This is a genomic window from Hymenobacter sedentarius, assembly GCF_001507645.1.
In the GTDB taxonomy this organism is placed as follows: Bacteria; Bacteroidota; Bacteroidia; order Cytophagales; family Hymenobacteraceae; genus Hymenobacter; species Hymenobacter sedentarius.
Genome location: NZ_CP013909.1, coordinates 3,047,334 through 3,071,721 on the forward strand (window position 1 = coordinate 3,047,334; position 24,388 = coordinate 3,071,721).

A 24,388-nucleotide genomic window follows, 5' to 3' on the forward strand; every position below is an offset into this window, starting at 1 on the left:
ACATTTATTTCAACTAACTCTTTTGATATGTCGCTGAACCAAAAGCCCATTGGCATTTATTTCGAGCACCCTGAATGGTTTAAGCCACTCTTTGCGGAGCTGGACCGCCGTGGGCTAGCCTACGAGAAAATTGACGCCGCCCACCACCTCTTCGACCCTTCCGAGAAGGAGAGTGGCTACAGCCTGGTAGTGAACCGGATGAGTTCCTCGGCCTACCTGCGGGGCCATGGGCAGGGCATTTTCCACACCGCGGGCTACGCGACGCACCTTGAGCGCATCGGCACGCGCATTATCAACGGTTCAGCGGCCACGGCCATCGAAACCAACAAAGCCCGCCAGCTCTCGCTGTTTGAGTCGCTGGAACTGAAATACCCGAAGTCGTTTGTGATAAATCACGCCTCGCGGGCGGTCGATGCGGCCCAGCAATTGCGCTTCCCCATCGTGGTGAAGGTGAACATCGGCGGCAGCGGCGCGGGCATCATCCGCTTCGACACGCTGGAAGGCTTGCAGGCGGCGGTCGACAACAACCAGATTGACCTGGGCATCGACCAAACCGCGTTGGTGCAGGAATACGTGACGCCCCGGGGCGGCAACATCCACCGCGTGGAAACGCTGGATGGCAAGTTCCTGTACGCCATGAAGGTGTTTACCACCGGCGAGAGCTTCAACCTGTGCCCGGCCGAAATCTGCCAGATTCCGGAGGAGCAGTCGGCGGAGTTCTGCCTAACCGAAGCACCCAAAAAAGGCATTCAGGTGGAAGCCTTCACGCCGCCCGCCGAGGTGATTGCCGCTGTGGAGCGCATCGTGGCCGCCGCCAAAATTGACGTGGGCGGCATCGAATACCTCATCGACGACCGCACCGGCGACGTGCTTTTCTACGACATCAACGCCCTGTCCAACTTCGTGGCCGACGCCGTGAACGTGGTCGGCTTCGACCCCTACGCCCGCTTCGTGGACTACCTGGAAGCCCAGCTTCCCGGTACTGGCACCCCAGCCCAATCAGCTGCCACAACCACGGCCACATCAGCTCCACAACTTGTCACGGAATCAATACACTAAGCCATGAAATTCGGATATTGGATGCCCATTTTTGGGGGCTGGCTGCGCAACGTGGAAGACGAGCAGATGCCCACCGACTGGAGCTACGTTAAGAAACTGGCGCAGCGCAGCGAGGCCCTCGGCTACGACCTCACGCTCATCGCCGAGCTGTACCTCAACGACATCAAGGGCCAGGAAGCGCCTTCGCTCGAAGCCTGGAGCACCGCTGCCGCACTGGCCGCCGTGACCGAGCAGCTGGAAATCATGGTGGCCGTGCGCCCCACCTTCCACAACCCCGCGCAGCTGGCCAAGCAGGCCGCCAACATCGACCTGATTGCGCCCGGCCGGCTGTCGCTGAACGTGGTATCAAGCTGGTGGCGCGACGAGGCCACCAAGTACGGCCTGCACTTCGAGCAGCACGACGACCGGTACGCCCGCACCCGCGAGTGGCTCGATGTGGTGACCAACGTGTGGAAGCAGGACCATTTCAGCTACGACGGCAAGTACTACCAGGTGGCCGATAACGTGCTGCAGCCCAAGCCCGCTAAGGCGCCCTTCCTGTACGCCGGCGGTGAGTCGGAAGCGGCCAAAGACCTGATTTCGACCCAGTGCGACGGCTACGTGATGCACGGCGACTCGCCGGAGCAAATTGGGGCCCGCATCGCCGACATGCGCCGCCGCCGCGAGCAGAAAGGCCTGCCGCCCATGAGGTTTGGCGTGGCTGGCTACACCATCGTGCGCGACAACGACCAGGACGTGAAGAAGGAGCTCGACCGCATTACCAACGTGAAGTCCTCAGCCGCGGGCTACGGCAACTACCAGCAGTGGCTGGCCGGCACCCAGCTCGAGCAGCAAGTGTCGCTGCACGATTACTCGGTGTCGAACCGCGGCCTCCGCACCGGCCTCACTGGTACGCCGGCCCAGATTCAGGACCGCATCGGCGCCTTCGAAGAAGTAGGCGTGGATTTCTTCCTGCTGCAGGCCAGCCCGCAGCTTGAGGAAATGGAGCGGTTCTCGGAGTCGGTGATTCAAGTTTTAGCGTAGTCCGGCAATTTCGGATTGCCAAACACCAGCACGTCATGCTGAGCGCAGCCGAAGCATCTCGCTTGTGCAAGTAATTCTCACGTTTGGGTTATTACTGCCAGCGAGATGCTTCGGCTGCGCTCAGCATGACGGTTCTTTAGGCGCATTAATGCGCATTAGTACTTAACGTGCCTATGGCGCGTACTCACAAATTACATGCTCAAAAAATCACTGGAGCTGCTTCGATTGGAAGCGGCCGAAACGGGGGCCAACACCCTCAAACGCAGCCTCAACGGCATCAGCCTCATTGCCATTGGCATCGGGGTTATCATTGGCGCCGGCCTTTTTTCCCTCACAGGCATTGCCGCAGCCAATAATGCCGGGCCAGCCGTTACGCTCTCTTTCATTGTGGCCGCGGTGGGCTGTGCTTTCTCTGCGCTGTGCTACGCCGAGTTTGCGTCCCTGGTGCCCGTTTCGGGCAGTGCCTACACCTATTCGTACGCCACCATGGGCGAGCTATTCGCCTGGATAATCGGCTGGGACCTGATACTGGAATACTCGGTAGGGGCGGCCACGGTAGCCATCAGCTGGTCGCAGTACCTCATCAAGTTCCTGGGCAAGTATGGACTGCACATTCCAGCGCAACTGGTGATGTCGCCCTTCGAAAAAGCCACCCTGGCCGATGGCTCGGTGGTGTCGGGCTTTGTCAACGTGCCGGCCATGCTTATTGTGCTGGCTATCACAGCCATCGTCACGCGGGGCACCAAGGGCTCGGCGTGGTTCAATGCGCTGGTGGTGGCCCTGAAGGTGGCCGTGGTGCTGGTGTTCATTGCGTTGGGCTGGAAATACATCGACCCGGCCAACTACCAACCCTACATTCCGGCCAATACCGGCAAGTTTGGCGAGTTTGGCCTGAGCGGCATTTTGCGCGGGGCCGGCGTCATTTTCTTCGTGTTTATTGGCTTCGACATCGTGGCTACCATGGCGCAGGAAACCAAGAACCCGCAGCGCAACATGCCCATTGGCATCCTGGGCTCGCTGGCGGTGTGCACGGTGTTGTTCGTGCTTTTCGGCCACGTGCTCACGGGGGTGGCCAACTACACCGAGTTCAAAAACAGCGCGGCGCCGGTGGCCATTGCCATTGAAAAAACGCCCTACGCCTGGCTCAGCTCGGCCGTAATCCTGGCTATTCTTATCGGCTACACCTCCGTAATTCTGGTGGATTTGCTGGGACAGTCGCGGGTGTTTTTCTCCATGTCGAAGGATGGGCTGCTGCCGCCGGTGTTTTCCAAGGTGCACCCGCGCTTCAACACGCCGTTTCAGTCGAGCCTGCTGCTGGGGCTGTTCATCGCCTTGTTTGCCGGCTTTGTGCCCATTGCCGTGGTGGGCGAGATGACGAGCATCGGCACCTTGCTGGCCTTTGTGATGGTGTGCCTGGGCGTGCTCATCCTGCGCCGCACCAACCCCAACGCGCCGCGCAGCTTCCGCACGCCGTGGGTGCCGGTGGTGCCCATCCTGGGCATTATCGTGTGCCTGGTGATGATGTTTTCGCTGCCCGGCGAAACCTGGCTGCGCCTGATAGTGTGGCTGGCCATTGGGCTGGCGATATACTACGGCTACGGCAAAAAGCACAGCAAGCTGCGGCTGGCTCAAGAAGCAGCCGCTCAAGTTCCTCCCCAAGCGGTGGCTTAACGCCTAGCCCAACGCGTATAAAAAAAGGCAGCTGATTACTCAGCTGCCTTTTTCTATACCGTTAAGGTAAATTATCGGTTGGTACGATTGTCATTGTCCACGTTGCCGGTGCGGGTGTCGGTGGCGCCGAGCTGCTGCACGTCCACGTCGGTTTTGCGCACGGTGGTACGCACGGTTTCGTCGCGCTCGGTCACCTCCTTGCCAATGTTGACTTCGCCCACTACGCGGGCTTCTTTGGAAACCACGGCGCGCTCGGCCTGCTCCGTTACTTTGATTTCACCTTCTTTGAAGGCGGCAAAGTCGGCTTCGGTGGCGGGGCGGTTCACGTCGCGCCGCTGCACGTTTACGTGCTCTTCGCGCAGGCGCACGTGCTCTTCCACGGGCTTTTCAATGATGCGGCTGCGGATGCGGGCGCCGCCGGTTTGCTCCACGCGCTTTCCCACTTGCAGGTTTTCTTCGATGATGGGCAGCGAGCCGGTTTGCTGGCCGGTGGCGGTTTGGGCGGTGCCGCTGTTGGCCGCGAATCCCTGGGCGCCGGTCATGCCATACCCTTGGGCAGTGGCTTGCTCGCGCACATCGATGGCACCGTTGCCATCCATGATATCACGGGCGCGCTCGGCTTCTTCCGACGAAGCGGCGTGTACCGTTACCACCGAGCGGCCGCTGCGGGTGGCGTTGGTGTAGGCGTGGGTGTCCTGGTGGTCGGTGCCAAACAGATTGCTGAAGAATCGGCTGATGCCGTCTTCGGCTTTGCCGGTGGCCCGGCTGGTGGCATCGGCGGCGCCTTCGGCGGCCGTGCCGCTGATATTCCGGAAATCGGAGGGGTCGTTATGGTTGGTGCCGGTGCTGCTCGCGGTCATGTGCTGGGCATTCTGGGCGTCTTGGGCGGCTATGTCCACGTTGCTGCTTACAAAACCGGCGGACATAAGTTTCTGGACGACTTGTTGGGCTTCTGAAGCGCTGTTGAACAAGCCTACTACTGTTTGTTGGGCCATAAGTAACTAACTGAAAATGTGGAAAGGAAGGATAGGAATGGGAAGGCTAGGAGGGGAGGGAGCTAGTGGGCGCTCCGGAAGTGGGGCTGGCAGAACCAGCGGCTGGCGCGGCTACCCGCTCGGCGGTCACGACCTCGCGGCGTAGCTCCACCTGGTGCGCGGTATTGGTGGTAACTACCTGCTTCCGCACGTGCACTTCCTCCACGAGCAGGATGCGGGTAGTCACCACCACTTCTTCGCGGAACACCGGAATTATCATGGTATCGCCTTCGTGGCGCACGGGAGGTATTACCTCTACGTATTGATTCACAGGCACGTGTTCCACCGAAACCTGTTCGTGCTTGGTGGGCACGTTCACGGTCTGGGTTTCATTGTGCACGGTTTTGCGCACGGTGACCGTACCCGTCTCGACCACTTCTTTCTCGATGTGGGCTACTTCTTCGATGACCGGAATGGTCCGGGGCAGGAACTCGGGCGTACCCGACGAGGGGAGGAATTCGGGGGTGTTTGGAGACATGGCCTAGAATACGGCCTTCGCTGAAGCGCGGGTGATTTTTCCCAACGGCCATGCCCCTGTAAGGTCGGCGGCCACTGGCGCTAAAAAAGGCACCGCCAGTGGCGAACCAGGCTGAGACGGCGCAGTGCGATAATTGCAAATCAAAAGGTTAAAATGCCTAAAGCCGAGCAAAGGCAGCGCCTGCTAGCCAGCGCCTAGCAGCGCCGGACAGTGCAAAATCTTATTAAAGATTTATTGTCGTTCGCAGCGGGGCCGCTCCCGCGGCTGGGGCCTTCCTTTGATTATTCTTGCTCGCCTTCGCCTAGTGCGTGGTGACTCCATTGGCATCTAGCTCGTCGTCGTCGCGCACGCGGGAAAGGCTGCCTTCCAGGTCCACAATGTCATCCTCGGCGGCGCTGCTGGCGGCGGCATTGCCAGGGCTTTGCGCCTGCCGGTACACGTCGACGGCGCCGTTTGCGTTGAGGGCGCCGCCCGCCCGCTGTGCCTGCTCATCAGTGGCGGTATTCACGGTTAGCACGGCGCTATCGGGTCCGGATGCAGCGATGTGGGCCTGGGCTTCGGCATTCTCATTGCCCGCAAAAAGGTCGGTGAAAAACCGGACGACGCCGTCCTCAACCGATTCGGTGGGCGCAGCGGCGTCGGTGGTCAGGTGCTGGCCTCGCAACGTATCCCGGGTGGCCAGGTTGAGCTGACTGCGCTCGAAACCAGCCGCCAGCAGCTGCTCAACGGCAGCCTGCGCTTCGATGCTACTAGTGAATAATCCAACGACGATTCCGGCCATGACGAGGGAGTGGATGAGCCTTGGTTTACGGCTGGGGTGGCGCCCGGTTTTACGCGCCCGGCGCGAACCCAATGGCCACACTCGGACGGCAAAGTATTGCGCTGCAGGAAGTACCCATGCTTCCGGCGCCGCTTGCTGAGCTGCGCCTCGCCAGGTTTGGATAGGGCAGGGGCGGGTTGAAAACTTTCGGCCTCCCCTAAGGCTTGGGGTAGTAGCAATGAACAATGTTGATAGTTAATTGCCCGAACGGTGCCTACCGCTTGCGCAAGCCCGGTGTACTTTTGTAGTTCTGCCGGAAGCATTCAGTCAACAGCAGGACAAGTGCGTACTCGGTTTGCCCGCTTACTATGGATACGATAAAATACCCCGGCCTTATTCCTTCTCACGAACACAAGCGCATGGAGGCGTTGCAGCCCTACCAGGTGCTGGGCTCGCCCGGCCAGGAGCTGTTCAACGACTTTGTGAGTGTAGTGGCCAAGCTCTTCGACATGCCCATTGCGCTGGTGTCGTTGGTGCGCGCCGCCGATGTAGTGTTTATCGGCAACGCGGGCCTGCCGGAAGCCCTGGTGGTGAACCGCGAAGACAGCATGTGCTCGGTGGCCATCCTCAACGACGGCCTCACCGTGTTTGATGACATCGTGGCCGAACCCTGCGAGCTGGTCAACCCCCTCGTGGCACAGCAGATGAACCTGGGCTTCTACGCCGGGCAGGCCCTGCGCACCCCCGACGGCCTGGCCGTGGGCAGCCTGTGCGTGCTCGACCGCCAGCGCCGCGAGCTCAGCCCCGCCGAGGGCCTCCTGCTGAAAGACCTGGCCCTGGTGGCCCAGGAGCTGTTGCGCCTGCAAGCAGTGCGCATGGCCGATGCCACGCTGGTGGCGGCCCTGCGCACCCGCCTCGACGGCCCGGTGCAGCAGACCCTCACCCGCCTCGCTACCCTGGCCGAGCTGCGCCAACTGGCGCCTCCCGCCGATACCGAAGAAGCCCAGCGCTACGACGATTCCCGCGTGGACGAAGCCCGCTACCTGACCCAAACCATTCACCGCGAGCTACTGGCGGCGATGGCCGAGGTGGTGTAATCCGCAAGACAACCTAACTGAATTTCGAAAGGCCGAACTGCGCTTTGCTGGCGGCGAAAGCAGCTTGGGCGGTATGGCGCTAGGCCTGGCTAGCCACATCTCACATCGAGTAGCTGAGGCGAGAAAGGTGGCTAATTTCTTCCGTCCCGTTAGGCGCATCTCTCGCCTCTAAAACCGACCTTTTCTCCGGTTACCTTTGTTGATTACGATGCTGCATTATCTATCAGCGGCATCCATTAAATCAACAAAAAGTCAGTGAAGGTTTGTATTGCCGAAAAGCCCAGCGTGGCCCGAGAAATTGCCAACGTACTAGGCGCTACCCGCCGCATGGACGGCTACTTTGAGGGCAACGGCTACCAGGTCACCTGGACGTTCGGGCACTTCTGCCAGCTCAAGGAGCCCGACGACTACCAGCCCGAGTGGAAGCGCTGGAGCCTGCACAACCTGCCCATGATTCCGGACTCGTTCGGCATCAAGCTCATGCGCCGCGACGAGGGCGTGGTGAAGCAGTTCCACACCATCAAGAAGCTGGTGGACGAGGCCGAAGAAGTCATCAACTGCGGTGACGCCGGCCAGGAAGGGGAGGTGATTCAGCGCTGGGTGCTGATGGAAGCCAAGTGCCGCAAACCCGTGAAGCGCCTATGGATTTCGTCGCTCACCGAGGAAGCCATCCGCCAGGGCTTCGCCAATCTGCGTGACGGCAAGGATTTCGACAAGCTCTACCAGGCCGGCAAAAGCCGCGCCGTGGGCGACTGGCTCCTGGGCCTGAACGCCACCCGCCTCTTTACGCTCAAGTACACCACCTACCAAGACAAGCAGCTGCTGAGCATCGGCCGGGTGCAGACCCCTACGCTCGCCTTGCTGGTAGACCGCTGGCACGAAATCCAGAACTTCAAGCCCGAGCCGTACTGGGTGCTGCGGACCGAATACCGAGGCACCATGTTCAGCCACATTGCCCCACCCAAGCAGGCCAAGGACGCCGAAGATGCTCCCGACGAGAAGACCCGCCTGCGGGCCCTGGGCTACTTCGTGACCGAGCAAGAGGCTCAAGAAGCACTTGAGGCTGTGCGGCCTGATCCGCTGGTTATCACCAATGTGGAAATCAAAAAAGCTCGTGAGTCTCCACCGCGTTTGTTCGACCTGACATCTTTACAGGTGCAGTGCAACAACCAGCTGGGGCTGTCGGCCGAGGACACGCTCAAGATTGTACAGGGGCTCTACGAGAAGAAGGCAGTGAGCTATCCGCGCGTCGATACCACCTTCCTGCCCGACGACCAGTATGCTAAAATCCCTGGCATTCTGCGCGGCATCGGCTACGACAGCCTGACCGCCCCATTGCTGGCCACCAAGATTCCGAAGACGCCCAAGGTGTTCAACAACGCCAAGGTAACCGACCACCACGCCATCATCCCGACCGGCGCGGCCGGCCCGGGCGGCGGCATGGAAAGCAGCGTGTACGACATCATCACGCGCCGCTTCATTGCCGCCTTTTACCCCGACTGTGAGGTGAGCAACACTACCGTGCTGGCCGAAGCGGCCGAGCGCCCCTTCCGGGTGCGCGGCCGCCAGATTCTAAGTCCCGGCTGGCGCGTGGTATACGGCAACCCCGAAGAGCAGCAGGCGCCCACCCCAGCCCCCGCACCCAACGCAAAGACCGGTGGCGAGGAGCAGGAAGACGTGGTGAGCACCGTGCTGCCTAGCTTCGTGAAAGGCGAGAGCGGCCCCCACAACCCGCGCCTCGACAGCAAAATCACTCAGCCGCCCAAAGACTACACCGAAGCCAGCCTGCTGCGTGGCATGGAAACCGCCGGCCGCAACATCGACGACGAAGAGTTGCGCCAGGCCATGAAGGAAAACGGCATCGGGCGCCCCAGCACCCGCGCCGCCATCATCGAAACATTGTTCAAGCGCAACTACATCCGGCGCGAGAAAAAGCGCCTGCTGCCCACACCCACCGGAGTTGAGCTGATTGGGCTGATTCGCAACCCCACGCTGAAATCGGCGGAGCTCACGGGCCAGTGGGAGCGCAAGCTGCGCCAGATTGAGAAGGGCGAGCTGTCGTCGGAGCAGTTCCTGGCCGAGCTCACGGGGCTGGTGCGCGAGATGGTGCAGGAAGTGAAAACCGACGGCCGCGGGCGCATGGTCACGTCCGGCAGTGCGGAGCTGGCCATGAGCCAGGGCGCGGCCAATGGCGCCGCGGCCGCGGGCAGTAAAGTGCCCGCCGGCCTCACCGGAACCAAGGCCGCGAAAGCCGCCAACCCCGCCGGTACCACCAGCGGCAACGGATTGGGCTACTGCCCGATGTGCAAAACTGGGCACGTGCTGCGCGGCAAAACGGCTTTCGGCTGCGCCCGTTTCCGGGAGGGCTGCACGTTCCGCCTGCCCGCCGAAGTGCACGGCAAGAAGCTGAGCGACCCGCAAGTAAAAGCCCTGCTCGCCAAAGGCCGCACGCCCATTATGAAAGGCTTTGTGGGGGCTGACGGCCAGAAGTTCGACGCCGCCATTGGGCTCGATACGGCCTTCCAACCCACGCTGCTGCTTGTAGCCGACAGCAAGCCCGGCGCCGCTCCCGACTCGGGGCAGATTCCGTGCCCGGTGTGCAAGCTCGGCACCATGCTCAAGGGCAAAGCGGCCTACGGCTGCTCGCGCTTCCGCGAGGACTGCCAGTTCCGCGTGGCCTTCGAATGGGGTGGCAAGGCCCTCACCGAGGCCCAGCTCAAGCTGCTGCTGCGCCGCGGCGAAACAAGTGTCATCAAAGGCTTTATCTCCGCCAAAACGGGGAAGAAGTACGATGCTGCGCTGAAGGTGGAGGAAGGGCGCGTGGTGCCGGTGTTTGGTTAACAGTGTCTCAGCACGTCTGTCATGCAGAGTGGAGCGTCTCACGTGCGGCAGTAACTTATTCGGCTGTTATTAATCGGCTATCATGCTGAGCTGGCGAAACAGCTTCTCAAGGCTCAACGAGTCGTTCAAACGTGATAAGATGCTTCCTTTGTCAGCATGACAAATGGCGCCCCGGAGAGATGCTTCGACAAGCTCAGCATGACGTTCTTTTGCTCACTGCTCACTCGCCAAAATGCACCAAATTCTCGAGCATGCCCTTGAAGATGACGCCATGAAACGGCAGCATCAGGTACCAGTACAGGCGCCCGGCCAGGCCCAGGGGGCGGAACGCGGCCAGCTGCTCCACCGCGTGGCCGCCGTTGGGCTGGTCCAGGATGCGGAACTGCAGCCATGCTTCGCCGGGCAGCTTCATTTCGGCATAGAGCAACAAGCGCCGGCCGTCGCGGTCGGCCACCAGCACGCGCCAAAAGTCGAGGGGGTCGCCGGGACGCAACTGGTTGGGTGAGCGGCGGCCCCGGCGCAGGCCCACACCTCCCACGGCTTTGTCCATCAGGCCGCGCAGGCGCCAGAGCCAGTCGGTTTTGTACCAGCCCCGCTCGCCGCCGATGCTCCAGATGTTGTCGAGCACCTCCGACACGGGCCGGGTGAAGGGCAGCACCTGGCGGTCGAAGAACATGCCGTTCTTCGGAATCTGGATGGCGTCCATGTAGTTCTTGCGCATGGTGCCCGAACTCAGCGCGTCGCTCCAGCTGCTCACCACTTCGTTTTGCTCGATGCGCTGAAACGCCAGGGCCAGCGCCGCCCGGTAGCTCATGCACTCGTGCGGAATCACGGCGCTGATGCTCTTGGCCGGGTCACACACGGTGTCGTTCCGCAGGCTTTCGACCAAGCTCTGGGCCAGGGAAAACGTGGTGCTCGTGACCAGGTACAGCCACCACGAGGAGAGCCGCGGCGTGAGCACGGGCACCGTGTATATCCAGCGCTTATAGCCCCGCTCGGCGGCCAGCCCCAGCAGCATTTCGCGGTAGGTAAGGATATCGGGGCCACCTACATCAAAGCCTTTACCAAAGCATGCCGGGTTGTCCAGCACCGACATCAAGTAAAACATGATGTCGCGGATGCCAATGGGCTGACAACGAGATTTTAGCCATCGTGGTGTTATCATCACCGGTAGCTTCTCCACCAGGTCGCGGATTATCTCAAACGATGCCGAGCCCGAGCCGATAATGATGCTGGCCCGCAGCACCGTGAGTTGAGCTGGACTGGCTTTGCCCAGCACCGTTTCCACGGCCCGGCGGGAGCGCAGGTGCACGCTCAGGCCCTCGTCGTTGGCGATGCCGGAGAGGTAGATGACCTGCCGGGCGGAGGTCGTGTTCAGGTACGCTACAAAGTTGGCGGCCGACTGCTGCTCCAGGTTGAAGAAGTCTTCGCTGTGCCCGCTCATGGAGTGCACGAGGTAGTAGGCGGCATCGAGGTCGGTGGGCAGGGTGGCCAGCGTGGCGGGCCGGAGCAGGTCGCCGCTGGCTACCTGCACCCGCGCGTGCAAGGCGGCGGGCAGGGCGTCGGCCAACACAAAGCGGCGCGGGTCGCGCACCAAGCATACCACCTCGTGGCCGGCCGTGGCCAGAAGCGGCAGCAGGCGCTGACCAATGTAACCGGTGGCGCCGGTGAGGAGGATTTTCATGCGGCAGAGGAGAAATCAGGGCTGGCGCTTTTCCGTGAAGCCGGCCGGGCTGCCCGGCTTGCCGAGGGCCGACCAGGAAGAATACCAACGGGGGCACTGCCTTGTTCGGGCTTACGTAGTAAAGTCTGGCCGCAACTGCTGCATCATCAGGGACTAATCAGCATCTTTGCGCGCATGAAACACTTCGTCCCCCTTCTCGCCACGGGCCTGCTGCTGGCCTCCGCGGCCCAGGCCCAAACCAAGCTCACGGCGCCGCCGCTGAGCCCCAGCACGCACATCCGCCAATCTTTTTCCACGTCGTACATCGAGCTGACCTACTCGCGGCCGTCGCTGCGGGGCCGGGTGGCCTTCGGCAACCTTGTGCCCAACGGCACGGTGTGGCGCACGGGGGCCAACACCATCACCAAGGTGCGCTTTGGCGAGGAAGTGAAAATCAACGGCCAAACCGTGCCCGCCGGCGCCTACGCCCTGCTCACCATCCCCGACGCCAAGGAGTGGACCTTCATCCTGAACCGCGACACCGCCCAGTGGGGGACTTATGAGTACAAGCAGGCCCTCGACGTGCTGCGCGTGAAAGCGAAGCCCACCAAACTGGCCGCGCCGGTCGAAACCATGTCGCTGACCGTCGAGAACCTACGGCCCAACGCGGCCGACCTCGTCGTGAGTTGGGACCGCACGCAAGTAGCCCTGCCCATCACCGCCGACCCCGACCGCATCGTAATGGGCCAGATTCAGGAGGCCATGAAGGGCGAAAAGAAGCCCTACATCACGGCCGCTCAGTATTACTACAACACCGGCAAAGACCTGACGCCCGCCATTGGATGGATTGACGAAGCCATTAAGGCCAAACCTGACTACTATAGCTACTACTGGAAAGCCAAGCTGCTACAGAAGCAAGGCAAGAATAAGGAAGCCATAGAGGCGGCCAACAAGTCGTTGGAGCTGGTAAAAGCCGACAAGAATGAGGTCTCACGCACCGAATACACGCGCCTGAACCAAGAGGTGCTAACTGCTGCTGGCGCCAAGAAATAGAGCTGCCTGGGCTGATATTTAACTTAAACAAAAAGGCATTAATCAGGAAGCGGAGTTATTGCCCTGGTTCACCATCTGCGTGAAGCTTTTGGCCGCATTGGTAAACTCCGAGGGGATGAGCACGACGGTGGTCGTGTTGTTATCGATGCCGATTTCCAAGAGCATCTGCATGCGGCGCAGCTCCAGGGCAATGGGGCTTTTCTCCATCTCCAAAGCGCCCTGCGTGAGCTTGATGCTGGCTTCTAATTCCGCCTCGGCTTTGATGATGCGGGCGCGCTTCTCGCGGATGGCCTCGGCCTCGCGGGACATGGCCCGCTGCATGGATTCCGGAATTTCCACATCCTTGATTTCGACCAGCTCAATTTTCACGCCCCAGGATTCGGTGGCCGCATCCACAATTTGCATCAACGACGCATTGATTTGAGCGCGCTCCCGCAGTACCTCATCCAGCTGATGCTGCCCAATGATATTGCGCAACGCCGTGACGGACAACTGGTAAACTGCCTGGTTGAAATTGGCCACCTTGATGATGGCATCGGCAGGGTTCACTACCCGAAACCACAGCACGGCGTTCACCTTAATGGTCACGCTGTCTTTGGTAATGGTTTCCTGCTGCTCCAAATCAACGGTTTTGGTACGGATGTCAATGGTTTGCTGGCGTTCGATGAACGGAATTATCCAGTAAATACCAGGCCCGCGTAGTCCCGTGAATCGGCCCAGTCGAAAAACAAGAGCCCGCTCGTATTCCTGCGCTATGCGAATGCCGGAAAGCAGGAGAAGAACAATGATGAGGAGTAGGGCGAACGACGACATGACCGAAGGAGATTGGTGAGGTTTGGTCAATATATCGCCGAGATAGTGTGGGCATTACAGCCTAATTGCAACTACCAGTCATGCCGAGCGGAGCGAAGCAACTTATCACGTGTCAACGATTCCGTCAACAGTGATAAGATGCTTCGCTCCGCTCGGCATGACTGGTGATTATGGATAGTCTTCTACCGGCCTACCACCGGCAGCACCGGGACGCTCTCATGCCCGGCAGCATCAACCGAAGCCACGCCGAAAATGAAGTTGTCTTTGCTGATGGGCAGGTCGGCGGTCAGGCCGCTCACGGGGATGCGCTGCTGCCACTGGGGGGCGCTGGTTTCGCGCACCAGCACCACGTAGCTCGCGGGCTTGGCGCCAGTGGCGGGGGCCTGCCAGCGCAGCTCGGTGCGGTTGGTGAGGTTGGCGGTGAGAACTTCGACCTTGGCGGGAGCGGCGGGGGCCAGGGCCAGGCTGGCCATGGTGGCGAGGTTAATGCCCGCGTTGCGGCGCAGGTAGGCGAAGTCCACGCCTTCGATGACGTCGCCGTAAGCCCGGCCTTTTTCGGTGCGCAGGTCCTGGTGCTGGTGGGTGTAATCCTCGTTCATCTCCGTGAAGCGGACGGCCGCGAAGCCCTGCTGGTTGAAGGGCGTGTGGTCGCCGCCGCGCAGGAAGCGGTCGGGGCGGTACTCCAGCACTACTTCGTGGCCTTTGCCGTAGAGCTTGCCGGCGCGCTGCGAGTAGCGGGCCAGCTGGCGGCTGATGCCGTCGTTCTCGTTGCTGAGCTGGCGGCGAATCTTGGCTTGCTCGGGCGTTTCATTGGCCGGCACGCCTTCGCTGAACACCCGCAGGTGCTTGTCGTCGTTAATCACCGGGTCGAAGCCGTGCGAGTTGCCCACGATGTCGTTGTTGAGCATGGCAATCAGGTTCCAGCCTTCTTTCTTGGCGCGCTCGGCGAGGTGCCCGGAGCCGTAGAGGCCCTGCTCTTCGCCTTGCACGGCCACAAACTTGAGCGTGCAGGGAAACTTCTGGCCGGCCAGCACGCGGGCCAGCTCCATCACCAGCACCGTGCCGGAGCCGTCGTCGTTGGCGCCGGGCGCGTCGGCGGTGGCGTTCATCACGTCGCTCACGCGCGAGTCGATGTGGCCGCTTACCAGGATGATGCGGGTATCGGTGGGGTCGGTGCCGGGTAGGGTCGCCAGCACGTTGGCCATGAGCACGGGCTTGTTGATGCGGCGGCCGTCGGGCTTCACCGTGAAGGTGTCCATCTCGACCGTCATGCGGCCGCCGCCGGCTTTGCTGTACTTCAGGAACTCATCGCGCACGTAGTTGCGGGCCGCGCCAATGCCGCGGGTGGGGCTTTGGGTGTCGCTCAGGGTGTGGCGCGTGCCAAAGGACACGAGCTTGCGGATGTCGGCCTCCAGGTTTTTGGCTGAAATCTCATCGACCAGCTTTTGGATTTTGGGGTCGGCGGGGGGCAGCAGCGGGGCTGGTTTGGTCTGGGCGAGGGCGGCAAAGGGCGCCAGGAATAGGAGCGTAGCGAGTTTCATGGACGGAAGGTAGGACGGGAAGCAGAATAACAAAGAAAAAAGAACGTCATGCTGAGCGAAGTCGAAGCATCTCGCGTGGGGTAGTAATTCATTTACTATTACACGCGAGATGCTTCGACTTCGCTCAGCATGACGTTCCAGAAACAACAGCTGACTTAGGCCAACCGTTAGCCAGCTTTATAAAACGGCTCAACTTGACGGAAGTAGGGGTTTACGCCCTCGTCAGAGCTTACATCCAGCAGCATCAGGTCCACGAATTGGTAAGCGTCGGTCTGGCCTTGCAGCACCGGGCCGAGCTCCTGCATGAAGCTGGGGTCGGGGGTGTTGCTCACGAAGGCCAGCAGCAGGCGCGGCACATCGGGGTTGTCGGCCAACTGCATCTGGGCCAAGTAGGCGGCTTCGATGTTGGGCTGGGTCGCGGCCCAGGTCTTGATGGCCTCGGCCACGGCCGTGGGGTACTCGGCGGGCTGGCTCAGCAGCACCTGCGCATCGCCGCCCGCGGGCGAGAGGGGGCCGGTGAGCTGGCCGGCCAGCAGCGCCGCCAGCTCGTCTTTGGGCAGCAGCTTGCCAGCGGGCGAGAAGGGGTTCAGCACGCAGTCCTGGCCCTGCACCATGTTAAAAAACGCGTGGCCAGGCAGGCGCACGTAGCTCACGGGGCCGTTGTCGACGCCGCCATCAGTGAGGCGGGGCACCGAGGAGAAGATGGGCAGTTTCCCATCAGACAGAATCTGGAGCTGTATTTCCTGGCCTTCGGCCAGCACCACTTCCCCTTCGGCAATGCCTTCCATTGGGGCCAGAATCATCAGAATTTCTTCCTGAAGCAGGGCCTGGTAAAAGGCCGGGCGGGCGTTTTCGTCGGTAGCGGCCAAGAGCAGGAGCTGTTCCAGCACGTTCTCGGGCTCGAAGGGGAAAGGCTCGGGCTCCGGAATGTTAAAGACCGGCTCGGCGGGCGCGGGGGGAGCCGTGAACTTGGCGCCCTGGTAGCGGGGGCCGCCGGCAGGCTTTTCGGTGGCGGCGGGTGGGGTGCTGGGAGCAGCCGGGGCAGGAGTGGCCGGTTTGTCCTCGGCGGGTTTATTCTTCAGAAAGTCGAGCAGACCCATAATAGAAAAGCGAAGCGAGTGAGTTGAAAGTGCAATCTACGGCGAAAACCGCGTTGCGATGGGGTGAAAAAGGGCAATTGCGGAGGTTAAATGGCCAAATCAGGGCCTTAAGCTGAGCCATTTCTGCCGTAGGCCTTGCTACTCAGGCACCACTGCTGGCACCTGCATTCTCCGGGCCGGAGCTGGCTTAGGGCACGCGGCAGCTGTCGAGCTGCTGCTGCACGTAGCGTATGGTGCGCGGGGCGGCCTCGTTGCCCCAGTGGCTTTCGATGTAATTCAGCAGGTTGGTGAGCTGGGCGGGGCTCAGGGACTTGTTGCCGGGCATCACGTTGTGGTAGCCCACGCCGTTTACCACGATGACTTCGTTCTGACCCTGGCGCAGCAGGCAGGGTAGCTCGGCGCGGTGGTCCACCAGGTAGTCGGACCCGGCCAGCGGTGGCACCAGGCGCGCCAGCCCCTGGCCCTGGTCGCCGTGGCAGCTGGCGCAGTGCTGCGCATACAGCCGCTCCCCTTGGTGGCGGTTGTTGCTAAAGCAGCCCGGGAGCATTAGCGAAATAAGTAGGAAAGCAATCAGTAGCCGGTAGTCAGTGGTCGGACGAAGGTGTTCTGACATGCCGTGAATCAGCTGATTAATAAGAGCTATTGCCCTGATATGGACTATTGAATGCCGGCTACCGGCTTGGCTTTGCGGGCGTCAATCTCGGCCAGCAGCGTGGGCAGCTCGGCCAGCAGGCGGTCCACTTCTTTGGGGTTCAGGCTGTCGTAGAGGCCGCGGATGTGGCCCTGGTCGTCGACCAGCGCGAAAGTGCCGTTGTGGGCGAACCCGCCGGGAGCCTCCTTGTCGGGTTGGGCAGCGGTGAAATAGGCGCGGGCCAGCTGAAACACGGTGTCCTTGGCCGTGGGCTCGCCGTGGGCACCGGTGGTGGCAAAGTGCCAGCGGCTGGCGTCGGTAATACCCAGGCGCTGAGCGTAGTCGCGCAGCGCGGGCAGGGTATCATGGGCCGGGTCGATGGTGTGCGAGAGGAAGACCACGCGCGGGTCCTTGGCGTATTTGCTATACACTTTTAGCAGCTCGCTCTGCATCTTGGGGCAAATGCCGGGGCACGTGGCAAAGAAGAAATCGGCGATGTAGGCCCGGCCAGCGAAGGTCTGGTTGGTGATGACCTGGCCGGCCTGGTCGGTGAGCCGGAAGGCTGGCACCGTGGCAAAAATTGTATCAGCGGGGCCGCCGTCGGCGCGGGGCTTCACTTCGCGCTCGCCCAGAATGGGAAGTTGAGCTACCGTGTTGGTTTCGGCGCCGGTGCAGGCCGTGAAAAGCGAGGCGGCCAAGGCTGGCAGCAGGAAAAATCGTTTGAGCATGAGTTATTTAGAAGAAGCGGCAGGCTTTGCCGGGACGGCTGCAGCGGGCAGCTTGTTGATGAACATCGTAGCCGAGTCTATCGTTGCCCGAAATTTCTGGCTGACCGTGGCCAGCACCTGCTGCTGCTGCCGGAAGTAAGCCAGCCGCGCGGCGGGGTCAGCCGTGGAGTCGGGGGCGTGGTACTGGTGCATCCAGTCCATCATGGCGGCATCGGCCGCGGCCAGGCCGCGCAGGTAGGGGCCGGCGGCGGGGGAGTGGGCGGCCGCAATTTTGGCTTTCAGTGAAAACAGCTGGTCTTCCTGGACCATGAGGGAATCGTGGCGGGCCATGAGGGCCATCTCGGCCGCAGCGGCGGGAGACGGCGGGCCATTTTCGGCAATCGGCTTTTTGGGGGAAGGGCAGGCGGCCAGCAGGGGCATGAGGGCCAGCAGAGCCGCGCGCAATGCGTATTCGGAGGAGAATTTCACGGGCCAAAGGTACGTGCAGCGGGCGGGTAGCAAAGGAGATGGAGGAGCTTGCGAAACCCGGAAAATCAAAAATTGGGCTGAATCTGTTGGAGGACCTCGGGCATCTTGCGTAGTAGGCAGGGCACCCGCTATTTCTTTACCACTTACACCTTAACCAACGCTAACGCTTATGAAAACTCGCCAATTGGGCCGCTCTGGCCTCACCGTTTCGGCCTTGGGCTTGGGCTGCATGGGCATGTCCGACTTCTACAGCGGCCAAGACGATGCCGAAAGCACCCGCACCCTGCACCGAGCTCTAGAGCTGGGCATTACCTTCTTCGACACGGCCGACATGTACGGCCCCTATAAGAATGAAGAGCTGCTGGGCCGGGCCTTCCAGGGCAAGCGCCAGGACATTGTGCTGGCTACCAAGTTCGGGATTCAGCGCGACCCCAACGACCCGGCCAAGCGCGGCATAAACGGCCGCCCCGAGTACGTGAAAGCCGCCTGCGAGGCCAGCCTGAAGCGCCTCGGTACCGACTACATCGACCTGTATTACCAGCACCGCGTGGACCCCAACACGCCCATTGAAGAAACCGTGGGCGCTATGGCCGACCTAGTTACGGCCGGCAAAGTCCGCTTCTTGGGCCTGAGCGAGGCGGCACCGGCCACCGTGCGCCGGGCTGTGGCCGTGCACCCCATTGCCGCTTTGCAAACGGAGTATTCGTTGTGGAGCCGTGAGCCGGAAGATGAAATTCTGCCCACCATCCGGGAATTGGGTGTGGGCTTCGTGCCTTATTCTCCGCTGGGCCGCGGCTTTCTGACGGGCCATATTCAAAGTTTCGAAGACCTGGCCGAAGACGATTACCGGCGCCACACGCCCCGTTTTCAGGGCGAGAACTTCCAGAAAAACCTGGACCTGGTAGCCCGCATCAACGACCTGGCGCAGCAGAAGAACTGCACGGCCAGCCAGCTGGCGCTGGCCTGGGTGCTCGCCCAGGGCGAAGACATCGTGCCCATTCCGGGCACCAAGCGCGTGAAGTACCTGGAAGAAAACCTGGGTGCGCTGGAGGTTAACCTGTCCGCCGCCGAGTTAGCTCAACTCGATGAAATTGCCCCCAAGGGCAAGGCCGCAGCCGGCATGCGCTACCCCGAAGCCATGATGGGCTCGGTAAACGGATAATTTTCATTTAACAGTTATCATTTAACATTTATCAGCCTTTCCGAAGGACCAAATGGGCCCGTTGGAACAGCTGATAAATGTTAAATGATAACTGTTAATTGACTAAGATGGCAGCAAATCAATCCAGCCGTCTTCGCTCACTACCACGGCCAGCGCGGGGTACTTGCTGCTGTTGACGTAGCGCAGGGCCGAATTGTAGCGGGAGCCGCGCGATGAATCGCCTTTTTCGGTGGCCAGGCCGTCGAGGATGGCGCCGATGGCGTGGCACATGCCGCTGGGCTCGATGAGTACGGCCCCGTCGATATTGGTAACTAGGCGCAGCACCGAGGGCGTCATGATGCGGGGAACCACCCGGAAGCACTGTCGGGTGAGGCGCTGGGCTTCTTGGGCGGCTCCGGTGGTGATTACCAGGATGGTGCCGGTGGGCTGGGTGCTGGCTTTCTGGGCCAGGTCCCAGAGGTAATCGGTGCTGTCGGAGTTGAGCTTGGGAAAGACGATGCGCACGATGCGGGCGAAGTTGTCGGCGGCAACCTGGCCCTGGGGCAGGCGCGGCGTGTTGCTCACCACGCGCATCAGCACGTGGCCCGCGTGGCTCATTTCCCAGCTGAAGTGGTTGGTGAAGTGCACCGTCACCAGGGGCTCGTACTGGCTGTCCGTTTCGGGCACCAGCTGGCCCAGGCCGAATACGTGGGAGGCATCCGAAATCAAGGCCGTGTGGCCCTCGCTCAGCTCCAGCAGCTTGCGAATGGAGCGGTGGTCGCGCATGTGCACGGGCGTTTCCAGGGTAAGCACGGGCACGATGGCCGGGTGCTGGCGCCGGCTCACGAGCATGGTGCCGATGCCTTCGTCGCCTTCGTGGCGCAGGGCGGCCACGCCGTTGCAGGCATCGTACAGGCCGTGGGTGCCGGCCGGGGCCACGCGCAGCATCAGGCGGCGGCCCGCCGAGCGCAGCACCTCGTTGTAGTCGCGGTCGAGCACGGGCTGGTCGTTGTCGGCCGTGTCGGCTTCGCGCAGGGCGCGGGTGCAGTCGTGCAGGAACTCCAGCACGGCCGCGTGGGGCAGGTTGGAGGGGCGGCCGGTGCTGTGCTTGGGCAGCGCGTAGTAGCCCTCGTAGCAGTCGGCCGAGAGCTGCAGCACCACCGTTACCAGGTAGCCCTGCAGGCTCACGGGCACCGAGCAAAACGAGCGCCGGTTTTCTTCACGGGTGGCCGTGAGGGCATTCATGGTGGCCTCGGTGGCCCGGCACACCAGCTCGTACCAGCGCTGCTTCTCAATGCGGTCGTGGTCGTTGGGGTGCAGATGGTACACCACGTCCCGGGGGCCGGCATCGGCCTCGAGGGTGGCAGCCTGGGCCTTTATATGCTTAAAGTCGGCGGGGGAGTAGCGGATGGAGGTCGGCTCCAGTACCACCATATCGGGGTCGTCGGCCTCTTTGGCCGAGGCCATGCCCAGCAGAAACACTTCGGGCCGCAGGCTGCGGTCAAGCAAATTAAAAACCCCCTCGGCGAAGAGCTGGGCCGATACACGGAATAGACTTTGGTGTTCCCACATGGGCAAGTACAGGACGGCCGGGCCCCCTTGCGGGCCCGACTTCATGCCGAACTACGGAAAAAAGCTCGGCATAGTGGTTTATGTAAACAATTTTCCTCTCCCAGCACTTCATGCACTGCTCATAAATTCGTATCTTCGGACTGGCGCTGCCCGCCGAAGTCGCCTCTACCTCACCGCACTAACCACGCAAGCTTATGCTCTTCGTCGACATGCTTTTTGTGGTGGCGGTAGCTATTTCCTTTATCCCGATTCTCACGGGGTACTGCGCCAACAGCCGGGGACGGTCGTTCTGGCTGTGGTTTGTGCTGGGATGGGTGCTGCCGATAGTCTCGTTCTTCCTGCTCTTCGCCCTGATAGCGCGCGACGAGCTGGACCCCGGCCGCCGGCTCCTGGCCGAGGCCAAGCAAATTCTGCGCGACGCGGAAGAGAAGGCCAACGCCATCAAGAGCCAGCGCTAGCTCGGTTGGGCTGAAGTTGAGCCGCGATGGCCTGGGCCACCCAGGCGCCCGTGCTAAAGCAGCCCTGCAGCAGGTACCCGCCCGTAGGCGCTTCCCAATCCAGCATTTCACCGGCCACATAAGTTCCCGGCCGCTGCCGCAGCATCAGGTGTTCGTCCAGCGCCGAAAACGCAAGGCCGCCGGCCGTAGAAATGGCTTCATCCAGTGGGCGCAGACCCGCTACCGGCAGCGGCACGGCCGCCAGGAGCTCCGCCAGTGCCTCCGGGCCCAGGCTGGCCGCGTCGGGCTGGGCTTCGCGCAGCAGCGTAGGCACGGGCGGGCCCAGGTGCAGGGCTTTGCGCAAAAAATCAGGCAGCGAGGCGCCGGAGCGGCGCTGCTGCAGCTTGGCAAGTAAGGTGGCAGCTGGCAGGTCGGGCTTCAGGTTGAGGTGCAGCACCGCCGGGCCGCCCCTGGCCAGTGCGGCCCGCAGCTGGGGCGTGAGGGCGTACACGGGCGTGCCTTCCGCACCGTATTCGGTCAGCATGATTTCGCCCCGCACCTCGGGCCCGTCGTTCACGCGCAAGGCAATATTTTTGAGTGGGGCGCGGCCGGTTTTCTGTTTAAAAAACGGGGACCATGTCACTTCCGCGCCGCAGTTGGCCGGCGCAAATGGCACGACGGGCACGCCCAGTTCCTGTAGCAGCGGCACCCAGGTACCATCCGAGCCGGTTTTAGCCCAACTTGCTCCGCCCAGGGCCAGTACGGTAGCAGTGGGCTCAATGATAAACTCCCGGGCCGCTTCCAGGCCGGCGCTTTCGTCGCGTAGGCGCAAGCCGGCAGCTCCTGCAAACCCCAGCCAGCGGTGTCGGGTATGAATTTCAACGCCCAACTCGCGCAGCCGGCTCAGCCAGGCGCGCAGCAAATCGGCGGGCTTATGCGCGGCCACCGGGAAAATGCGCCCACTGGTACCCACGAAGGTTTCGATGCCCAAATCAGCAGCCCACGTCCGAAGCTCCGCTGGTGAGAAATGGCTGAGAAGGGAAACGAACCGGGCTTCTTCGGCGCCATACCGCCCAGCAAAGCGGCTCAACTCTTCCGCATTGCTCAGGTTGAAGCCGCCATGCCCGGCCACTAGAAACTTGCGCCCTACCGTGGCCTGCGCTTCGAATAGATGCACCTTGTGCCCGGCTTCGGCCAGCCGTTGAGCTGCCATCAGCCCGGCCGGTCCGCCACCGATGATGGCCACAAACGCTTCGCTTAATGGGGAATGAGGAATGAGGAATGAAGAATTTTCCGTTCGTAATTCTTCGTGCTGTTCCCCGGAGTCCTTGTTAATGCCCGCTTTTAATTCCTCATTCCTCATTCGTAATTCTTCATTAAGCCCAGCGTTATGCTTCGCTTTCCAGAATGAGTTGCCGGCGGTAGCGGGCCAGGATGGCCGATTTGAGGATGAAGCCGAGGTAGCGGCCGTCTTCTTCGCACACGGGCAGTGCCCAGGCGCCGTGGCGGTCGAGCAGGGAGAGGGTGTGTTCCAAATCGTCGTTGGGGCCCACCACGGCGGGAGCCGGCTTCATCAGCTCGCTCACCTTGGTGGTTTGGTAATGCGCGTCGTCAAACAGAGCGTTACGCACGGCATCGAGGCTGATGACACCCAGCAGCCGGCCGCCGGAAGCCACCACCGGAAACAGGTCGCGCGAGGAATGCCGGAAGATGTCCACCAACTCGCCGAGCGTGGTGTTGGGCCGCACCGGGATGAAATCGGTTTCGAGCAGCTTGCGCGGGTCGAGTTGGGCCAGCAGGCCGCGGTCGCGGTTGGCGTACACGTCCACGCCGCGGGCGGTGAGCTTGCGGGTGTACACCGAATACGGCTCGAAGTATTTGGTAATGAGATACGACGAGCTGCTGACCACCATCAGGGGCACAAACAGGGCGTAGCCGCCCGTAATCTCGGCAATGAGGAAGATGGCCGTGAGCGGCGCGTGAATGACGCCCGCCAGGGTGCCCGCCATGCCCAGCACCACAAAATGCACTTCGGGCACGTGCGTCAGCCCACTCAAGTTGATGAGCCGGGCAAAGAAAAACCCCGCCAACGCGCCCGCAAAGAGCGAGGAGCCGAACATGCCGCCATTGCCGCCGCTGCCCACCGTGATGCTGGTCGCCACCACTTTCAGCAGCATGCTAAACAACACCAGTACCAGCAGCAGCCAGGGGTTATTGTCCTGGTAAACCGAAAAAATGCTGCCGTCGGTAATGTGCTCGGGGTGGCCGCGCAGCAGCAGCTCTACCGTGTTGTAGCCCTCGCCGTAGAGGGTGGGAAAAAAGAAAATCAGCCCGCCGAGCAGGGTGCCGCCCAGCAGCACCTTGCGCCAGTCCAGGCCCGGCCACCGGTCAAAAAACCGCTCGAACCAGTGGTAGGTCCGAATCATGTAAACCGAGAAAAATGCCGTAAACAAGCCCATCAGTACGTAAAACGGCACGGCATCGACGGGCCAGCTGGTGGTGATGAGCACGAACGGCTGGCCCGCATACAGCGCCTTAGACACCACCGTGGCCGTGGCCGAGGAAATGAGCAGCGGAATAAAATATTGAGCCGGCAGCTCCAGCAAGATGGTCTCGACTGCAAACAGCACCCCCGCGATGGGCGAGTTGAAGATGGCCGCCACGCCAGCCGCCGCGCCGCACCCCGTGAGCAGGCGCCGTCGCCGCCGGTCCACGTGCAGCACCCTCCCGATGTTGGAGCCCAGCGCCGCCCCTGTCACCGAAATCGGGGCCTCGGTACCGGCCGAGCCGCCGAAGCTGACGGTGAGAAAGGCCGTGATGAGCTGCGAATACAGCTTGGAGCGCGGAACTATGCTGTTTTCGCGGGCCGTGCTGTAGATAATCGGCCCAATGCCCCGGCCCAGCTGTCCGCCCAGAAAATACTTGGTAACCAGCACCGTAAGCGAAATGCCGATGATGGGGTAAACCGAGGAGGCAAATACCCGATAGGGCTCGGAGATGTCGCCCTGCAGCAGCTGCACCTGCGCCCGAATGCAGACTTTGAGCAATACCGCCGCCAGGCCCGCCGCCGCGCCCACCAATATACTCAAGATGAGCATGTACATCCGCTCGCTGATGTGGCGCGCTCGCCAAACGAGCAGCGGACGCAACAATCTATGGACGGCGTGGTGGGGCATGGACGGCTGCGAGTGGTTAACGCATTTCTAGCAACGCAAAAATGAAGCCGGCAGGTGCCTGCGAAACGCTAAAGCTCGGTGGGCTCGCCGATTTTCACGTTG

21 protein-coding genes are annotated in these 24,388 nt (G+C 61.7%); 8 read left to right on the plus strand and 13 right to left on the minus strand.

Annotation, left to right across the window (positions count from 1 at the left end):
- The first annotated feature begins 27 nt into the window (after nt 1–27).
- The 3 genes from AUC43_RS12490 to AUC43_RS12500 all read left to right on the plus strand — a co-directional run bounded on the left by AUC43_RS12490 (nt 28) and on the right by AUC43_RS12500 (nt 3,753).
- Nucleotides 28–1,059, plus strand: a complete 1,032-nt coding sequence (locus AUC43_RS12490) for an ATP-grasp domain-containing protein (RefSeq protein ID WP_157781058.1) — start codon at nt 28–30, stop codon at nt 1,057–1,059.
- A 3-nt stretch (nt 1,060–1,062) separates the two neighbouring features.
- Complete coding sequence (locus tag AUC43_RS12495; RefSeq protein ID WP_068193975.1) at nt 1,063–2,082, plus strand: LLM class flavin-dependent oxidoreductase; 1,020 nt, start codon at nt 1,063–1,065, stop codon at nt 2,080–2,082.
- A 195-nt stretch (nt 2,083–2,277) separates the two neighbouring features.
- The gene (locus AUC43_RS12500) at nt 2,278–3,753 is read left to right on the plus strand and encodes an amino acid permease (protein WP_068193978.1); all 1,476 of its coding nucleotides are present in this window, start codon (nt 2,278–2,280) and stop codon (nt 3,751–3,753) included.
- A 71-nt stretch (nt 3,754–3,824) separates the two neighbouring features.
- Here the strand turns inward: AUC43_RS12500 and AUC43_RS12505 are convergent, their stop codons facing one another.
- The 3 genes from AUC43_RS12505 to AUC43_RS12515 all read right to left on the minus strand — a co-directional run bounded on the left by AUC43_RS12505 (nt 3,825) and on the right by AUC43_RS12515 (nt 6,046).
- A complete protein-coding gene (locus tag AUC43_RS12505; RefSeq protein WP_068193982.1) occupies nt 3,825–4,679 on the minus strand; it encodes a YsnF/AvaK domain-containing protein in 855 nt (284 codons plus the stop codon).
- A 115-nt stretch (nt 4,680–4,794) separates the two neighbouring features.
- A complete protein-coding gene (locus AUC43_RS12510; protein ID WP_071885905.1) occupies nt 4,795–5,265 on the minus strand; it encodes a YsnF/AvaK domain-containing protein in 471 nt (156 codons plus the stop codon).
- A gap of 301 nt (nt 5,266–5,566) precedes the next feature.
- Nucleotides 5,567–6,046: a hypothetical protein gene (locus AUC43_RS12515; protein ID WP_068193985.1), complete on the minus strand. Its 480-nt coding sequence runs from the start codon at nt 6,044–6,046 to the stop codon at nt 5,567–5,569.
- 347 nt (nt 6,047–6,393) lie between these two features.
- On the opposite strand from AUC43_RS12515, the gene AUC43_RS12520 reads away from it, so the two are divergent.
- Complete coding sequence (locus tag AUC43_RS12520) at nt 6,394–7,122, plus strand: hypothetical protein (RefSeq protein ID WP_157781059.1); 729 nt, start codon at nt 6,394–6,396, stop codon at nt 7,120–7,122.
- Nucleotides 7,123–7,377: 255 nt separating this feature from the next.
- Nucleotides 7,378–9,963: a type IA DNA topoisomerase gene (locus AUC43_RS12525; protein WP_068193990.1), complete on the plus strand. Its 2,586-nt coding sequence runs from the start codon at nt 7,378–7,380 to the stop codon at nt 9,961–9,963.
- A gap of 220 nt (nt 9,964–10,183) precedes the next feature.
- Here the strand turns inward: AUC43_RS12525 and AUC43_RS12530 are convergent, their stop codons facing one another.
- Entirely contained in the window at nt 10,184–11,647 is a 1,464-nt protein-coding gene (locus AUC43_RS12530) for an SDR family oxidoreductase (protein ID WP_068193993.1), read from the minus strand.
- A gap of 174 nt (nt 11,648–11,821) precedes the next feature.
- Between AUC43_RS12530 and AUC43_RS12535 the strand changes: the two genes are divergently transcribed.
- Nucleotides 11,822–12,679 carry a DUF2911 domain-containing protein gene (locus AUC43_RS12535; RefSeq protein WP_068193996.1) on the plus strand — a complete coding sequence of 286 codons (858 nt, stop codon included), beginning with the start codon at nt 11,822–11,824 and terminating at the stop codon, nt 12,677–12,679.
- A 42-nt stretch (nt 12,680–12,721) separates the two neighbouring features.
- Here the strand turns inward: AUC43_RS12535 and AUC43_RS12540 are convergent, their stop codons facing one another.
- From AUC43_RS12540 to AUC43_RS12565, 6 genes are all read right to left on the minus strand, one after another.
- Nucleotides 12,722–13,492 (minus strand): slipin family protein, encoded by a 771-nt coding sequence (locus AUC43_RS12540; RefSeq protein ID WP_068194001.1) that lies wholly within the window; start codon nt 13,490–13,492, stop codon nt 12,722–12,724.
- Nucleotides 13,493–13,674: 182 nt separating this feature from the next.
- On the minus strand, nt 13,675–15,033 hold the full coding sequence (locus AUC43_RS12545) for a M28 family peptidase (protein ID WP_068194003.1): 1,359 nt from the start codon (nt 15,031–15,033) through the stop codon (nt 13,675–13,677).
- Between the two features lie 167 nt (nt 15,034–15,200).
- Nucleotides 15,201–16,133 (minus strand): enhanced serine sensitivity protein SseB C-terminal domain-containing protein, encoded by a 933-nt coding sequence (locus AUC43_RS12550; RefSeq protein ID WP_068194008.1) that lies wholly within the window; start codon nt 16,131–16,133, stop codon nt 15,201–15,203.
- A gap of 187 nt (nt 16,134–16,320) precedes the next feature.
- Nucleotides 16,321–16,680 carry a c-type cytochrome gene (locus AUC43_RS12555; RefSeq protein WP_068194011.1) on the minus strand — a complete coding sequence of 120 codons (360 nt, stop codon included), beginning with the start codon at nt 16,678–16,680 and terminating at the stop codon, nt 16,321–16,323.
- A 110-nt stretch (nt 16,681–16,790) separates the two neighbouring features.
- Nucleotides 16,791–17,492, minus strand: coding sequence for an SCO family protein (locus tag AUC43_RS12560; RefSeq protein ID WP_068194016.1), 702 nt, complete (start codon nt 17,490–17,492; stop codon nt 16,791–16,793).
- Nucleotides 17,493–17,495: 3 nt separating this feature from the next.
- Nucleotides 17,496–17,960: a hypothetical protein gene (locus AUC43_RS12565; protein WP_068194019.1), complete on the minus strand. Its 465-nt coding sequence runs from the start codon at nt 17,958–17,960 to the stop codon at nt 17,496–17,498.
- A gap of 169 nt (nt 17,961–18,129) precedes the next feature.
- Between AUC43_RS12565 and AUC43_RS12570 the strand changes: the two genes are divergently transcribed.
- Nucleotides 18,130–19,122: an aldo/keto reductase gene (locus AUC43_RS12570; RefSeq protein WP_068194021.1), complete on the plus strand. Its 993-nt coding sequence runs from the start codon at nt 18,130–18,132 to the stop codon at nt 19,120–19,122.
- 102 nt (nt 19,123–19,224) lie between these two features.
- Here the strand turns inward: AUC43_RS12570 and AUC43_RS12575 are convergent, their stop codons facing one another.
- Nucleotides 19,225–20,718: a diadenylate cyclase gene (locus tag AUC43_RS12575; protein ID WP_068194024.1), complete on the minus strand. Its 1,494-nt coding sequence runs from the start codon at nt 20,716–20,718 to the stop codon at nt 19,225–19,227.
- A gap of 149 nt (nt 20,719–20,867) precedes the next feature.
- Here AUC43_RS12575 and AUC43_RS12580 point away from each other — a divergent pair, with 149 nt between their 5' ends.
- Complete coding sequence (locus AUC43_RS12580; RefSeq protein ID WP_068194027.1) at nt 20,868–21,131, plus strand: hypothetical protein; 264 nt, start codon at nt 20,868–20,870, stop codon at nt 21,129–21,131.
- Here the strand turns inward: AUC43_RS12580 and AUC43_RS12585 are convergent.
- Nucleotides 21,115–22,356 carry a BaiN/RdsA family NAD(P)/FAD-dependent oxidoreductase gene (locus tag AUC43_RS12585; RefSeq protein ID WP_199243442.1) on the minus strand — a complete coding sequence of 414 codons (1,242 nt, stop codon included), beginning with the start codon at nt 22,354–22,356 and terminating at the stop codon, nt 21,115–21,117. The two genes, AUC43_RS12580 and AUC43_RS12585, sit on opposite strands and share 17 nt — an antisense overlap.
- A 142-nt stretch (nt 22,357–22,498) precedes the next feature.
- The gene (locus tag AUC43_RS12590) at nt 22,499–24,259 is read right to left on the minus strand and encodes a chloride channel protein (RefSeq protein ID WP_199243443.1); all 1,761 of its coding nucleotides are present in this window, start codon (nt 24,257–24,259) and stop codon (nt 22,499–22,501) included.
- Between the last annotated feature and the right edge of the window lie 129 nt (nt 24,260–24,388).

Bases quoted from the DNA above. Each gene is read 5' to 3' on its own strand.
- AUC43_RS12490 (WP_157781058.1), top strand. From the start codon at position 28: ATGTCGCTGAACCAAAAGCCCATTGGCATTTATTTCGAGCACCCTGAA.
- AUC43_RS12495 (WP_068193975.1), top strand. From the start codon at position 1,063: ATGAAATTCGGATATTGGATGCCCATTTTTGGGGGCTGGCTGCGCAAC.
- AUC43_RS12500 (WP_068193978.1), top strand. From the start codon at position 2,278: ATGCTCAAAAAATCACTGGAGCTGCTTCGATTGGAAGCGGCCGAAACG.
- AUC43_RS12505 (WP_068193982.1), bottom strand. From the start codon at position 4,679: ATGTCCGCCGGTTTTGTAAGCAGCAACGTGGACATAGCCGCCCAAGAC.
- AUC43_RS12510 (WP_071885905.1), bottom strand. From the start codon at position 5,265: ATGTCTCCAAACACCCCCGAATTCCTCCCCTCGTCGGGTACGCCCGAG.
- AUC43_RS12515 (WP_068193985.1), bottom strand. From the start codon at position 6,046: ATGGCCGGAATCGTCGTTGGATTATTCACTAGTAGCATCGAAGCGCAG.
- AUC43_RS12520 (WP_157781059.1), top strand. From the start codon at position 6,394: ATGGATACGATAAAATACCCCGGCCTTATTCCTTCTCACGAACACAAG.
- AUC43_RS12530 (WP_068193993.1), bottom strand. From the start codon at position 11,647: ATGAAAATCCTCCTCACCGGCGCCACCGGTTACATTGGTCAGCGCCTG.
- AUC43_RS12535 (WP_068193996.1), top strand. From the start codon at position 11,822: ATGAAACACTTCGTCCCCCTTCTCGCCACGGGCCTGCTGCTGGCCTCC.
- AUC43_RS12540 (WP_068194001.1), bottom strand. From the start codon at position 13,492: ATGTCGTCGTTCGCCCTACTCCTCATCATTGTTCTTCTCCTGCTTTCC.
- AUC43_RS12545 (WP_068194003.1), bottom strand. From the start codon at position 15,033: ATGAAACTCGCTACGCTCCTATTCCTGGCGCCCTTTGCCGCCCTCGCC.
- AUC43_RS12550 (WP_068194008.1), bottom strand. From the start codon at position 16,133: ATGGGTCTGCTCGACTTTCTGAAGAATAAACCCGCCGAGGACAAACCG.
- AUC43_RS12555 (WP_068194011.1), bottom strand. From the start codon at position 16,680: ATGCTCCCGGGCTGCTTTAGCAACAACCGCCACCAAGGGGAGCGGCTG.
- AUC43_RS12560 (WP_068194016.1), bottom strand. From the start codon at position 17,492: ATGCTCAAACGATTTTTCCTGCTGCCAGCCTTGGCCGCCTCGCTTTTC.
- AUC43_RS12570 (WP_068194021.1), top strand. From the start codon at position 18,130: ATGAAAACTCGCCAATTGGGCCGCTCTGGCCTCACCGTTTCGGCCTTG.
- AUC43_RS12575 (WP_068194024.1), bottom strand. From the start codon at position 20,718: ATGAAGTCGGGCCCGCAAGGGGGCCCGGCCGTCCTGTACTTGCCCATG.
- AUC43_RS12580 (WP_068194027.1), top strand. From the start codon at position 20,868: ATGCTCTTCGTCGACATGCTTTTTGTGGTGGCGGTAGCTATTTCCTTT.